Source organism: Alistipes sp. Marseille-P2263, assembly GCF_018101075.1.
GTDB classification, from domain to species: Bacteria; Bacteroidota; Bacteroidia; order Bacteroidales; family Rikenellaceae; genus Alistipes; species Alistipes dispar.
On sequence record NZ_JAGQEJ010000003.1, the window covers coordinates 257,111 to 269,841 of the forward strand.

The window sequence follows — 12,731 nt, forward strand, 5'->3', positions numbered from 1 at the left end:
TTTCTCCTTTTTATTCTTATTCTTTGCTTGGTATTTCTACTCTTCTGACATCGACTTTTCCTGTTACAACATCAGAAATTAGACGTTGCTTATACTCTTGCAGGTAATTGATTTCCGCCTTAAGCTTTGCGATATATTCGTCTATAACATATAGTCGATTTTTAATATACAGTACGATCTTTTGCTGTTCTTCAATAGGAGGAATAGGAATAAAATGCTTTGCTAACATTGCATAATTGATATTTTGCCCTTCTCGAATACCTGTAACACACGTTTGTAACAACTGAATAAAATCATGCGATTTAAATAAATGTTTGAAATATTCACTGTTACGTTTATCCTTTGGTGTCAATATTGTATATGCGGCACTAATTATACCTTGATAGTAAGCATACTCTATACCTCCTTGAAACGAACGAAGGCTAATCACAAAATCACCACTCTTTACCAATTTAAGTTTATCAAAATCTTTGTTTACAACTACAACTCTGTTATCATACATATCTTGAGGTATTACCCCTCTTGACTGTGTAGCACATAAAATTGGTTCATTAGGATATCCCTTTTCACTCCTTTCTTGTAAACAATTCTTTATTTTACGAACTTCCCAATGAGCCGGAATTTTTCCCAACCATTCGATTCCGCTCTCTTTCATCGGGACATTGGGATCGAGACCACGGGTAACAACGGCGGCAATTTCCGCCTGCTTTAATTCAGATAGAGTTTGTAACTCTCTCTCTCTCTGACATATACGCTCGTTTATCTTGTTTGACTTATAATCCAGATAGGCAACAATTTGCCGTTGTTCCTCTTCGGGAGGAACGGGAATACGCAATCCTGCAAAACGTTCTGTTTTAACGACCTTACGTAATCCAGAATACAATGGTCTCAATGCTTTTGCTTCATCAACAGCAAGAAAATAATAATAGTAGAACTGGCTATTGATACCTTTGATTGAAAAAACATTGTATGCCCCTGTTATCATGCCATCTATTGATGACAATCCAACAGTACGAGGAGTTTCATCAACATCGAACAAGCAAAAAATAATATTCCCGGATTCAACAATTTTATAATTGTCAAATTCCTTGGGAAATTTACCTTTCCCGCTTTCTATATCACGCTGAATGACACCTTGTTTTGTTAACGATAGCAACGTGTATTTGTAAGCATCTTGCCCTACGACATTATCACGCTCCGTTATAAATATTTTATTCCGGAGCAGGTCCCAATGAGTTGGAATTTGACCAAGCCATTCGATACCGCTGTCCTTATATGTTGGATATGCTTTTGACATATATTGTGATTTTCTATAATAAAAACCCGGATTCTCTTGCTTTGGAACGTTCTTTGTTGTATCTTTGCAACGCTCATCTATAAATAGAAAGAGTTTCGAGGCTCGGTTTACCGCGATGTAAATCTGAGCCTTGCGTTTTATAATACCTCGTCCAGTCTCTTCTTCAACTTATTCTCTATTTGTTTGACTCCATATTCTTTGTTCAGATAATATGCCGTTAGCAGATAGTATGATGCACCGTTCCGTTTTTGAGGTTCAAAAACAATAACGTACTTCTGTTTTTTATTGTAAATATATGTGCGAACCACATCCATGCGTTTCCGGCGGTCTCGTTCTACAAGACTAAATATCTCGATGCCATTCTCATTTGTCGCTTCATCCGTATGGGTTTTTATCCAATGTAATCGTTCAGAACGATATTTGTCGAAAATACGACGCGGTACGACATGGCCATTCTCATCCTCTTCATTTATTTCTTCACATGTCAGATGGATAAATTGTCGGTCCATATCAATCTGCCCTTCACTTTTAATCGGATATATTCTCTTCCCAAGAAAATAAAATCTATCATTATTTTCAATGTCGCGCTGATATACCCCTCTGAGCGATTGTGTCCGTTCAATGGGAGACATATGACCTATTTCAAGAAGGTCGGGATAACGCTTGAGTAAATTAAAAGGCATATTATTTCAAACTAATAAAAAACAGATTAAATTTTTTGTTAGACAGCGGTGATGTTCTTGAAATATTGGTGTGCTCCTTCAACCTGTCTACAATTTTCTTTTTAGCCAGAACCTTACCTTCAATATCCCCTCGCTCCATGCGTAGATTGTAGTTGATTGCTCCCATTAGAATATCGGCAAGTTGCATGAAACAACTTTCATGAGACCGCATAAATTGGAAATGCCTTATCGCTGTGTTCCAATGCAGGATTTCCTGCAATTTATGCAATTTAAGATGACTGCATGTGTCTTTAATATCAAAATAGACATTGTAGTTATTCTCCAAGTCACTATTCTGATGTAAAAGTTGGTAATACATTCTGAAATAAAAATCATTGAATGTATAATCCGGACGGGTTTCGTCTATTTGTGACTTGTCTATGATTACAGCACGAAACTTCATGTCCGTCATAAAAAAATATTCAACAATTTCTTTATACATCGGATAGGTAGCTTCATGGACATTTGTCCATTTTAATTCGCCATCATAATGATATTTCGCCTTAATCGACTTTATTTGTTCTTTGGCCATTTTGATCTGTGGATATGCAATGCTTACATACGCAAGAATCATAAACGGATGCCCGTCATGTATCATGTGGGTACTCTCGTCGCAATATATATTGAAAGTCTTGTTTGCCATTGTTTATTCATTTAATATGTTATCCAATAATCCTTTTGTCGATTCCTCTATAGCTCGAATGTCTGCACGAATCTCATCGAGCGTTCGCAACTGCTTGGGCTTATAGAAATATTTGGTGAAACTCAATTCATAACCAATTACATAATTGTCCGTATTGACAATGGCATCGGGCGTATATGGAAGAATCTCGTTCCGAACAAAAGCTTCGATACCTCCTTCATAGGTCAGTGGAACTTGTTCTTTATCACGTAACGTCTTGTCGATTTCGATTTTACCTCGTTTGTTCTTGACGATAACGCCTTGTTCGTCACGTTTAGGACGGTCAACCGTGATTTCCCAGTACCCGAATTCGGAATTGTCGAAAATCTTACTGATAGGCGTCTCTTCAAAATCCATATAAGCCCGAAGTATCTGTTCATTGATTTCCGGCGTAAATTCGCAATTTTTCTCACCGAGGTTCTTACGAAGAGGTGATTTCAGACCGGTAGCATCAATCAATTGAATTTTCCCTTTCCTTCGGGATTCCTTACGGTTCGTGACAATCCAAATGAAAGTTCCAATGCCTGTATTGTAGAACATCTTCTCGGGAACAGCAATAATAGCCTCCAAAAGGTCATTTTCGATAATATATCTCCGTAAGTTACTCTCACCGCCTCCTGCATTACCGGTAAAAAGCGACGAACCATTATGGACTTCAACAATACGAGTTCCCAACTCGGTGGTATCCTTCATTCGACTAATATTGTTCGCCAAAAATAACATTTGGGGGTCACCAATATTAGGAACCAATGAATAGGCCGGATTTCCATCGTATGCTATCAGGAATCTACCATCGGTAATATCCTTTTTATCTTTCAATCCCCAATTCTCCAAATCTCGTTTCCAAGGAGTCCCGAATGGTGGATTGGAAATGCAGAAATCGAACTTCATACCCGCTTTACCGTCTTCGGAAATGGTCGAACCAAACGAGATATTATTTGCTTCTTCTCCGTCTCCTTTTATAAGGAGATCCGATTTGCATGTCGCATAGGTCTCCGGCTGTAATTCTTGACCAAAAATATGCGTATTAATACGTTTGCCGCGAGCTTCGGCAAGTTGCTGAAAGCGTTCTTCGCTTACGGATAGAATACCTCCGGTACCACAAGCCCCGTCATAAATCAAATAAGAGTTGTCGGTAATTTTATCCATGATGGGAACAAATGCAATTTCAGCCATCAATGTAACAATATCACGAGGTGTAAAGTGCTCTCCCGCTTCGGTTACATTGTTTTCTTCGTTGAATCGTCGTAACAACTCCTCAAAGACGGTACCGATAGAATGATTGTCAAGAGCTGGCAGACGCACAGAGCCATCATCAAATATGACAGGACGATTACTTAAATTGATTCTATTGTCAACAAATTTTTCGATGAGCAACCCCAATACGCCGCCTTCGACCAGTGTATCTATCTCATTGCGAAATTTGAATTTCGTAATAATGTCCTGAACATTGGCACTAAAACCATCCAAATAAGCAATGAAATCCAATTTTAATTGTTGGGAATTGGTCCTTGATTTCAAATCTTTGAGCGTAAATGGAGAACTGTTGCAGAATGCTTGTCCAGCAACAGCACACAATGCTTCGTCTTGTTGAATGATATTGGCTGCGGTTAAGCGTTCTTTCATCGCTAAAACCTCTTTTTTCGTATCCTCTAAAACGGCATCGAAGCGTCTCAATACAATCATCGGGAGAATCACTTTACGGTAATCCCCCTTGTTATATACGTTTACAAGAACATCGTTAGCAATATTCCATATAAATGAGACCAGTTGGTTATGTTGTATCTGTGTCATATCGTTTATTAGTCTTTTAAGCATCCAATAGGAACCACATAAACTCCGTCTGCACGTCGATAGGCAAATTTTCCTGTAGCCGTCAACACCATTAAGAAAGACGGGGCTTTCATTTTATCCGTATCTATCTTTGCAGCCAATGTTTTTAAGGTAGTTGCGCCTTGCTCTATAAGTTGGTCTCCGCCAAGTTTTATTTCGATAAGGCCAAATTTACCATTGCGCAGATGAACAACTGCGTCACATTCGAGGCCGTACTTGTCTCGAAAATGATAAACTTGTCCATCTAAAGCGCTCGCAAATACGCGTAAATCCCGGACACAAAGTGTCTCAAATAACAACCCCATTGTATTCAGATCATTAATCAGGTCCTTTGGGCCAAGACCCAAAGCAGCAACAGCAATTGACGGATCAACAAAGTACCTGGTATCAGATGTCCGAATAGCTGTCTTTGAGCGCAGATTAGGATTCCATGCAACAGAATCTTCTATGACAAAAATTTTTTTCAGAGCGTCAATATAAGAAGTAACCGTTTTTACATCCGTTGATTCTTCATCATTCACTCGCATATCTTCTACAATAGTACTGATGGGAGCCTGAGAACCTTGATGTCGAGCATATGAACGCATCAATCGTTTTGCCCGTTCTTGATTGCGTCGAACGCCATCTACTCGAGAAATGTCCGAACGCGTCACAGCGTCATAATAGTATTTCACTTGATCCAGCGCAATATCTCCTGTTTGCAATGATGCACGAGGCCACCCTCCTCGACAAATTAAAAAAGCAATATCATCAAGCGACAATTTATTGATTCCCATTATATTGTCTGGAGTTTCAAACATCCCCTCCAAACTCACTTCTCCAGAAGATTCCCCCGACTCGTATAAACTCATGGGACGCATAGTTAGCCATGCAAATCTACCTGCTCCTGAATGATGAATTTCTTCTGTTTTTGCAGGAACGGCCGAACCAGTTAAAATAAAAAGACCTTCGCCTTCTCTGTGATCGACTTCAAAGCGGATTGTATCCCATAATTTGGGAGCAAGTTGCCATTCATCTACCAATATGGGACATTCTCCGACCAACAACGCTTTAGGATTTATATCAGCCATACGGAGATTCTGTTCTTTGTACAAAGGATCGTCCATGTAGATGATTGTGGACGCCTGTTGCTCCGCAGTTGTAGTTTTACCGCACCATTTAGGTCCTTCAATCAAAACGGCACCGATACCTGCCAGCTTTCGTTGTAACTCCTTATCCGCAATTCTCGGTTTATATGTCTTCATATCTATATACTGATTATAAGGCAAAGATAATACTATATTTTAGAATTTCCATATGTGGCTAAATTAAATTACCTTTTTTGGCTAAAAAATATAACGCCATTCGGCTGCATTTTTTTGTGTTTTTTGGATAAAGCGTAGTTGAAATCCTGAATAATCAAGTGGAAGTTTAGCGATAATTCGCTTCAATAATTGTGTTATGTTCTTGCCACAACCATTCTCCAACGGGCTTGCCCGTCTGCCACGAAATTTCTTTCGGGGGAGCCTAATACCCCTCCCACCGTTCGGCGGCGGGCGGGATGCCACACAATCTGCAAGCAGGGGCGATCTCGTTGTCCAATGCAGGACTGATTATTAAGTGGCAAACAGGTTGGTATCGTTCGACACAGGATTGCCATCGGAAATTCTCCAGCGACACGCACAGTAGTCAAGCGACAAGAGGGAGAAAGAAGATGGAAAACGAAACAATTATATCCGAATCAAACAACCTATCCCCGCAGCCTATTCAGAGATATTTTTCGTTGGCGGGAGGTCAATCCTATCGACGGCTTGTCCCTTTTATACAGGGTGCCAAAAGCCCGTATTTGGCTCAAACTTTCACCACCGATTTTCTTTCAGTTGTTTATCTGAAAACGGTTTAGTTTAGTTTTCTCCCTTATATATAGATGCTAAAGTAAACTAAAATATATATGTTCGCTCCTACGCAAAGAACCGCTCGTGTTTCAGTCGAATAATCCGTTTACCAGATTGACCGCATCATCCTTTTTCTGATTGATGATTTTGGCGTACACCTGCGTCATCTTCACGTCGGCATGGCCGAGCAGTTTCGAGGTCGTGTAGAGGTCTGCACCGAGCGTCAGCATCATAGTGGCGAACGTATGGCGACTCGTGTGAAATGAAAACCGCTTATCTATTCCAGCCGCTTTTGCCCAAGGCTTGAGAAGCGTGTTTATCATCGTTGGGCTCGGTAAGTCGAACACATGGTCTTCTGAGGTCTTGCCTCCACGCTCCGGCATCCACTTCAACGCTTCTGGAGAAAGCGGCAGGTAAATCGGCTCTTTGGTCTTTTGCATGGAAACAGCCAAACGGTATTGTCCTCTATCCACAAAAATATCTTTCCATCTCAAACCGATAATGTCGCTTATCCGTAGTCCGCAGAAGCAGGAGAATAAATAGGCCTGTTTTACGGCCTCGTTTTTCATCGGAGTAGCAATCAGTGCCCGAACCTCTTCAATGGTCATATACGAGCGTTTGCTCTCCGGCAAGCGTATCTTATCCGAGTTGTTAATCTTCATAAATGGGTTGGACTTGATAATATCCGCACGAACGGCGGCATTCAAAGCTCCGTTCAGAATACGGTAATAAGTGTGAAGCGTAAAGTTAGACACCCGTTTCCCTTTGGGGCGATACTCCGTCAGCAGATAGTCGATATACTCTTGACAGAACGCCTTGTCGATCTGATCCATCGTTACCCGTTCTCCAACATAATCTTTCAAGATGCGGATAGTAACTTGGATTTGGTTTCCATCTTTCTTTCCTCGCTTCGCCTGATTCTCTTTGTAGGTTTCCATCCAGTCCAGAAGAAAAACCTTTTCACGGGTTTCGATACCCGCTTCACCGTTGGTAAGTTGAATGATCCGTTTCGATTTGATGGCATTAGCTGCCGCCATAGTCGTTTGGTTCCGCACACGGGCATTGTTATCCGTTTCGGGGATAAGATACATCTGCAGATACTCATATGTCCGTTTGCCATTCCGGTATATATCCAAATACAAGCTCTTGTTTCCATTGGCCAGTTCTTTCATCCGCAAGCGGATAGGTTCTTTGACTTTTGCAGGCTTTTTTACTCGTGGCATATTCCCTCCTCTTTTGCTCGTTATATCTGCTGCAAAACTACAAATAAAAGTCGATACTGAGGAACAAACAAGAAACAAAAATGCACCAAAAAAGAACCAATCAACTAAAAAGAATGAGAACAACAGAAAATATCAAATGTTATATAACACGCTGTAAATTAGTGAATTTATTTGCACTAATTTAGTTTTTGTTTTCATTTAACACCCATACTTTGGAAATCTGGTAAATTTTTTGACAAGCGGTCAGGCACATATTCCTGCTGTTGCGGCCCCGCGTCGTGACGGGCACGGGATTTGATCCTACGCCATAACGGCGCGGGCTATATGTGCTCATTCCTTGTCGGGTTTACCAGAACCTTCCGTGAAGCGAGCGGCAATAGTCCGCGTCCGTCGTTTCAGCGCGCCGGCGCGGTCCCGAACCCGACTGCCATGAAACACGAAACCTCCCCTGAAAAACGCCTCGCGGAGTGGGAACGCCTCGCGGAGATCATCCGCCGCTCGGGGCTTTCGATCAATGCCTTCGCCCTCCGCATCGGCCTGCCGCGCGGCGAGAATCTCTACCGCATCCGCCGCGGCGCGAACGGCATCAGCCGCGACCTGGCCGAACGCATCCACGCCCGCTATCCGCAATACAGCATCCGCTGGCTTCTCTCGGGCGACGAGCAGGAATGACGCCCCGGAAAAGCCGCCGCCGGGCCTCCCGGAACAACGGATCACCCCCGCCGGAAAGGGTTCCGACGGGGGTGGAATCGCAGTGTCCGGCCGCAGCGACGCGGTCCGGACCGAAGCCGGACGCCCCGCAAACGGGCGGGACGCCGCTGCCGGGCGGTCACTTCGCGCCGAACAGCCGGTCGCGCAGCGAAAAGTTCGCCCGCCGGGCCGCGAAGGCGTCGTATTCGGCACGCAGCGAAGCCATCAGATCGCGCACGGACTGAATCTTCTCGGCCCGCCAAGCATTCGCCCCGCAGAAGGCGTATCCGTTCTGCAAGCGACCCTTGAAGGCGTTGTAGAGGGCCAGCATGATGCAATAGGGACTATGCGTCACGTCGCACGTCCTGATGCAGTCGAACGGACAGGACTTCGGACGCTTGAGCCCCTCCTTCACCCGGTCGAGGAAGCGGTTGTGAATGGCCCGGCCCGGCATCCCGACGGGGCTCTGGATGATCTCGATGTCCTCCCGGCGCGCCTCGATATAGCTCTGCTTGAAGGCCGGGTCGGCGTCGCACTCCTCCGTGGTGACGAAGCGCGTGCCCATCTGCACGCCCTCGGCCCCCAGCTCCATGATCCGGTAGATGTCCTCGCCCGTATAGATGCCGCCGCCGGCGATCACCGGAATATGGCAGTCGTGGGCGGCCTCGAAGGAGCGCACCTCGGCGACGATCTCCGGCACGAGCGTCTCGAGGGCGTAGTGCTCGTCGTTCAGTTGCTCGGGCTTGTAACCCAGGTGGCCGCCCGCCTTGGGGCCCTCGACCACGATGGCGTCGGGAACGTACTTGTACTCCGAGAACCATTTCCGGCACAGGAGCTTCGCCGCACGGGCCGACGAGACGATCGGCGCGAGCTTGGTCTTCGCCCCTTCGGTGAGGAACGACGGCAGGTTGAGCGGCAGTCCGGCGCCCGAGAAGATGATGTCGGCCCGCTCGGCGACGGCCGTGCGGACCATGTCCGCGAAGTTCGACATGGCGACCATGACGTTCACGCCGACGATGCCGCGCGTAGCCTCGCGGGCCTTGCGCAGCTCCTGCTTCAGTCCCCAGACCGAAGCCTCGCGGTAATCCTTCGAATAGTCGTTGTAAATCACCCCCAGCCCGGCCGACGAGATGACGCCGATGCCGCCCTGGTCGGCCACGGCGGACGCCAGTCCCGAGAGGGATATGCCTACGCCCATACCGCCTTGCACGATGGGCACGGAAGCGCATAAGTTTCCGATTTTAAGTGCTTTCATTTACAGTTCGGATTAAAAAACCATTACTAACCGCTCAAAGGTAGGGAAAATCGGATGAAAACCGCCGACATTCCGAACAATTTAACGTAAAGGTCACATACGCACCGTGTCCCTTCCGTGACTCCCGGTAGTTTCCGCGTTCAGACGAACCGGATGTCCCGCAGCCGTCCGCCGCGCCGGCCCGCCGTTTCGCGCTCGACGATGCCCGTCACGACGTCGGCCGCATCGTGCCAGCGGTTGGTGCGGAACAGACGGCGGTAGGTCGTCAGATGCGCATACAGCTCGGGCCACTCCCGCGCCCACCCCCGCGGAAAGCGCACGAGGTGCAGCACGGTGGCCGAGTTGGAGAGGATGCGCGCCTCCTTGTTGCCGCTCTGGTGGAACCACTCGACCCGCACGCCGGGAGCGCGCGCCTGCACGGCCCGGGCGAACCCGCGGCCGCCGTTGTTGCTCTCGACGGCGGCCTGCCGCGTCGCGGAGCGCACGAGCATCCCGGCCACCAGCGGCTCGGTCACCTCCATCGGCTCGCGCGAATAGACCGCATCGGTGATGTAGATGACCCCGTCGGTATCGACCGCATACGAAAGCGAGCAGAGATAGTCGTCGCCCGTATCGGCCGTGTCGGTGTAGTTGGCCCGGCGGACGATCTCGCGCGGCAGGGCGTCGTACTCGGCGAAGTGCGGTCCGTAGAGCAGTCCTTCGCGCGAAGAGGGTCGCCCCTGGTAGAGAGCCTCGAACTGCAACGGATCGAGCCGCCGCTTGGAGTGCAGCAGCACGGCGCCGTGCTGCTCCTCCCACAACGCCTCGCCCGGTGCGCGGGGGTCGATTTCGGTGGGCGGCGAGGTCTTCAGCGCCTCGAAGTTCAGGTGCAGCCAGCCGCCGGGCGGAAGCGTGTCGAGCTGCCGCCACTCGCGCAGCTCCTCGACCGGTTCGCGGGCCAGCAGTTCGCCGATGAGGTCCTCCTCGTGCCAGCGCGTGAAAACGACCAGTTCGCGCGAGGCGTTGTGCATCCGTGTGCGGACCACCGACGTATACCACTCCCAGCAGTTCGAGCGCACGAGCGGCGAATTGGCCTCCAGCGCATCCTTATACAAATCGTCCAGGATGAAGCAGTCCACGCGGTTGCCCGTGAGCGAACCCTCGCGGCCGACTGACAGCAGTCCGCCCCGCCGCCCCACGACCTCCACCTCGTCGGCCGTGCGGATATAGCCCGGCGGCCGGGCGCCGCGCTTGATCGTCGTAGCGGGGAAAAAGGCGGCGTATTCGCGCGACTCGAGAATCCGCTGCACGCGGCGGTTGAACTTCGAGGCCAGCGCCCCGGAGTAGGAGGCGATCGCCACGCGGCAGTCGGGATCCAGCCCCAGCACATAGGCCGGAAGGAGCGTCGTGGCACCGACGCTCTTGCCGTGCTGGGGCGGCATGGTGACGATCAGCCGCCGGACGCGCCCCGCGGCGAAGGCCTCCAGCACCCGGTAGTAGGCACGGTGGAAAGGCCTCAGGTCGAGGAAGGGATAGACCCCGAGGGCGAAATCGGCGAACGCCGGAGGCGTCGCGGCATCCGCATCGGACAGCACCGGTCCTCCGGGAAACGACTCTTCCGGCGAAAGTGACGAAGAGGCGGAAAGGCCGGGGCCGGCGGAGCGGGCGGCCGCGGAAGGAGGCACGCCTCCGGCAGACCGGACGGTCCCGGCGCGGCATCCGCCGCCGGACGGACCCGCGGGCGCGGCGGGACGGGAAGCCCCGGAAGCAGAACCGGGAAGGAGCGTTCCCGCGGAGCGGGCGGCCGCGGAAGAGCCCGCCGCACCGGAGGAAGGACAGCCGGAGACCGCTCCGGATACGAAAGCCTCTGCGGAATCTCCTTCCGCAGAGGCCGGAACAGACATTGTGACCATTCGATGAAAACTGTTTTCAAAAACCCCTTGCGCGGCGCCGCGACGGGCAGGTTTTTCGGATAAGTGCGCTGCGGCGGGCGGCGCCGCGCCCGGGAAGCGAGGAGCCGCAGCACGAAGGCGTCAGAGGTACGCCTTCATTTCGGAAAACGAGAAGTCGTTGGCGACCTCCCCCTCGCCGTCCGCGGTGTGGAACTCCCACCAGACGGGCACAAGGTCCGCAACGGCATCGACGTCGCCTTCGGGCAGCGACTCGCGCCGCCGGCAGACGATGACCGAGGCCGTCAGGCGGCACTCCATGCCGCCGAACGCGAAACGGACCGATCCCGAAAAGTAGCCGCCGCCGTCGAGGGCGTCCGCCAGACGGACCGCCGTTTCCCGGTAAAGTTCAGGTGAAACCGAATAGCTCATTGATACAGAATCGTTTTTTTGCAAAAAAGTTTGCAGACAGAAACAAATTGTTTAACTTTGCAGGACAAAGATATATTCAAAATTTGAACCTTCGAACCGAAAATTCAAATTTTTGATATAAAATTTTCCGATAGAATACCATGAACGAACGGGTAAAACTGATACGCAAGCAGCTCGGAATGACGCAAGAGCAACTCGCACAGCGACTTGGAATAGGCAAAGCCGCCCTCTCGATGATCGAGACCGGCAAGGCGGGGCTCTCGGCGAGGAACCGGAACATCCTGGTTCAGGAATTGAACGTAAACCCCGAATGGATCGAAACCGGCAGGGGCAGCATGTTCAACGCCGAGCCGGACCTGACGGCCTACATGCACCGCACGGACAACTCGCTGCCGCTCCAGAGCGTGCCTCTCTACTCGATCGAGGGGACGGCGGGGCTGGTTCCCCTGTTCGCCGATCAGACGCAGGCCAAACCCGTCAATTTCATCCACATCCCCAACCTCCCGAAATGCGACGGAGCGCTCTACGTGCGCGGGGATTCCATGTATCCGCTGCTCAAGAGCGGCGACATCGTGCTCTACAAGCAGCTCAACGACATCGACGACATCTTCTGGGGCGACATGTACCTGCTCTCGATCGACATCGACGGCGAAGAGTACGTCACCGTGAAGTATATCCAGAAATCCGAGCGCGAGGGGTGGGTGAAGCTCGTGAGCCAGAATCCGCACCACGCCGACAAGGAGATCGCCATGAGCCGCATCCGGGCCATCGCGCTGGTCAAGGCCAGCATCCGGATGAACTCGATCCGATGACAGGGGGCGTTCCGATAGAACGGAGCCGGAGCGCCCGCAATTT

The 12,731-nt window shown here is 49.6% G+C and carries 11 protein-coding genes; 2 read left to right on the forward strand and 9 right to left on the reverse strand.

Going from position 1 to position 12,731, the window contains the following annotated elements; all coding sequences use genetic code 11:
* Window positions 1-16: 16 nt before the first annotated feature.
* The 6 genes from KB554_RS05720 to KB554_RS05745 form a co-directional block, all read right to left on the reverse strand.
* Entirely contained in the window at window positions 17-1,297 is a 1,281-nt protein-coding gene (locus tag KB554_RS05720) for a restriction endonuclease subunit S (RefSeq protein ID WP_211035167.1), read from the reverse strand.
* Window positions 1,298-1,434: 137 nt separating this feature from the next.
* Window positions 1,435-1,980, reverse strand: coding sequence for a hypothetical protein (locus KB554_RS05725; RefSeq protein ID WP_211035168.1), 546 nt, complete (start codon window positions 1,978-1,980; stop codon window positions 1,435-1,437).
* 1 nt (window position 1,981) lies between these two features.
* Window positions 1,982-2,662: a DUF3800 domain-containing protein gene (locus tag KB554_RS05730; protein ID WP_211035169.1), complete on the reverse strand. Its 681-nt coding sequence runs from the start codon at window positions 2,660-2,662 to the stop codon at window positions 1,982-1,984.
* 3 nt (window positions 2,663-2,665) lie between these two features.
* Window positions 2,666-4,495 (reverse strand): class I SAM-dependent DNA methyltransferase, encoded by a 1,830-nt coding sequence (locus KB554_RS05735; protein ID WP_211035170.1) that lies wholly within the window; start codon window positions 4,493-4,495, stop codon window positions 2,666-2,668.
* An 8-nt stretch (window positions 4,496-4,503) separates the two neighbouring features.
* The gene (locus KB554_RS05740) at window positions 4,504-5,778 is read right to left on the reverse strand and encodes a DUF4143 domain-containing protein (RefSeq protein ID WP_211035171.1); all 1,275 of its coding nucleotides are present in this window, start codon (window positions 5,776-5,778) and stop codon (window positions 4,504-4,506) included.
* A 719-nt stretch (window positions 5,779-6,497) separates the two neighbouring features.
* Window positions 6,498-7,631, reverse strand: coding sequence for a site-specific integrase (locus KB554_RS05745; RefSeq protein ID WP_211035172.1), 1,134 nt, complete (start codon window positions 7,629-7,631; stop codon window positions 6,498-6,500).
* A 429-nt stretch (window positions 7,632-8,060) separates the two neighbouring features.
* Here KB554_RS05745 and KB554_RS05750 point away from each other — a divergent pair, with 429 nt between their 5' ends.
* Window positions 8,061-8,303, forward strand: coding sequence for a helix-turn-helix transcriptional regulator (locus KB554_RS05750; protein WP_141427684.1), 243 nt, complete (start codon window positions 8,061-8,063; stop codon window positions 8,301-8,303).
* A 157-nt stretch (window positions 8,304-8,460) separates the two neighbouring features.
* On the opposite strand, the gene KB554_RS05755 is transcribed toward KB554_RS05750, so the two are convergent.
* The 3 genes from KB554_RS05755 to KB554_RS05765 form a co-directional block, all read right to left on the reverse strand.
* Window positions 8,461-9,576, reverse strand: coding sequence for a nitronate monooxygenase (locus KB554_RS05755; protein WP_141427685.1), 1,116 nt, complete (start codon window positions 9,574-9,576; stop codon window positions 8,461-8,463).
* A 140-nt stretch (window positions 9,577-9,716) separates the two neighbouring features.
* Entirely contained in the window at window positions 9,717-11,468 is a 1,752-nt protein-coding gene (gene terL / locus KB554_RS05760; protein ID WP_242116304.1) for a phage terminase large subunit, read from the reverse strand.
* 120 nt (window positions 11,469-11,588) lie between these two features.
* Complete coding sequence (locus KB554_RS05765) at window positions 11,589-11,876, reverse strand: hypothetical protein (RefSeq protein WP_141427687.1); 288 nt, start codon at window positions 11,874-11,876, stop codon at window positions 11,589-11,591.
* 140 nt (window positions 11,877-12,016) lie between these two features.
* Here KB554_RS05765 and KB554_RS05770 point away from each other — a divergent pair, with 140 nt between their 5' ends.
* Window positions 12,017-12,688: an XRE family transcriptional regulator gene (locus tag KB554_RS05770; protein WP_141427688.1), complete on the forward strand. Its 672-nt coding sequence runs from the start codon at window positions 12,017-12,019 to the stop codon at window positions 12,686-12,688.
* Window positions 12,689-12,731: the final 43 nt, after the last annotated feature.

Bases quoted from the DNA above. Each gene is read 5' to 3' on its own strand.
- KB554_RS05740 (WP_211035171.1), bottom strand. From the start codon at position 5,778: ATGAAGACATATAAACCGAGAATTGCGGATAAGGAGTTACAACGAAAG.
- KB554_RS05770 (WP_141427688.1), top strand. From the start codon at position 12,017: ATGAACGAACGGGTAAAACTGATACGCAAGCAGCTCGGAATGACGCAA.
- KB554_RS05735 (WP_211035170.1), bottom strand. From the start codon at position 4,495: ATGACACAGATACAACATAACCAACTGGTCTCATTTATATGGAATATT.
- KB554_RS05755 (WP_141427685.1), bottom strand. From the start codon at position 9,576: ATGAAAGCACTTAAAATCGGAAACTTATGCGCTTCCGTGCCCATCGTG.
- KB554_RS05730 (WP_211035169.1), bottom strand. From the start codon at position 2,662: ATGGCAAACAAGACTTTCAATATATATTGCGACGAGAGTACCCACATG.
- terL (WP_242116304.1), bottom strand. From the start codon at position 11,468: ATGGTCACAATGTCTGTTCCGGCCTCTGCGGAAGGAGATTCCGCAGAG.
- KB554_RS05750 (WP_141427684.1), top strand. From the start codon at position 8,061: ATGAAACACGAAACCTCCCCTGAAAAACGCCTCGCGGAGTGGGAACGC.
- KB554_RS05765 (WP_141427687.1), bottom strand. From the start codon at position 11,876: ATGAGCTATTCGGTTTCACCTGAACTTTACCGGGAAACGGCGGTCCGT.
- KB554_RS05745 (WP_211035172.1), bottom strand. From the start codon at position 7,631: ATGCCACGAGTAAAAAAGCCTGCAAAAGTCAAAGAACCTATCCGCTTG.
- KB554_RS05720 (WP_211035167.1), bottom strand. From the start codon at position 1,297: ATGTCAAAAGCATATCCAACATATAAGGACAGCGGTATCGAATGGCTT.
- KB554_RS05725 (WP_211035168.1), bottom strand. From the start codon at position 1,980: ATGCCTTTTAATTTACTCAAGCGTTATCCCGACCTTCTTGAAATAGGT.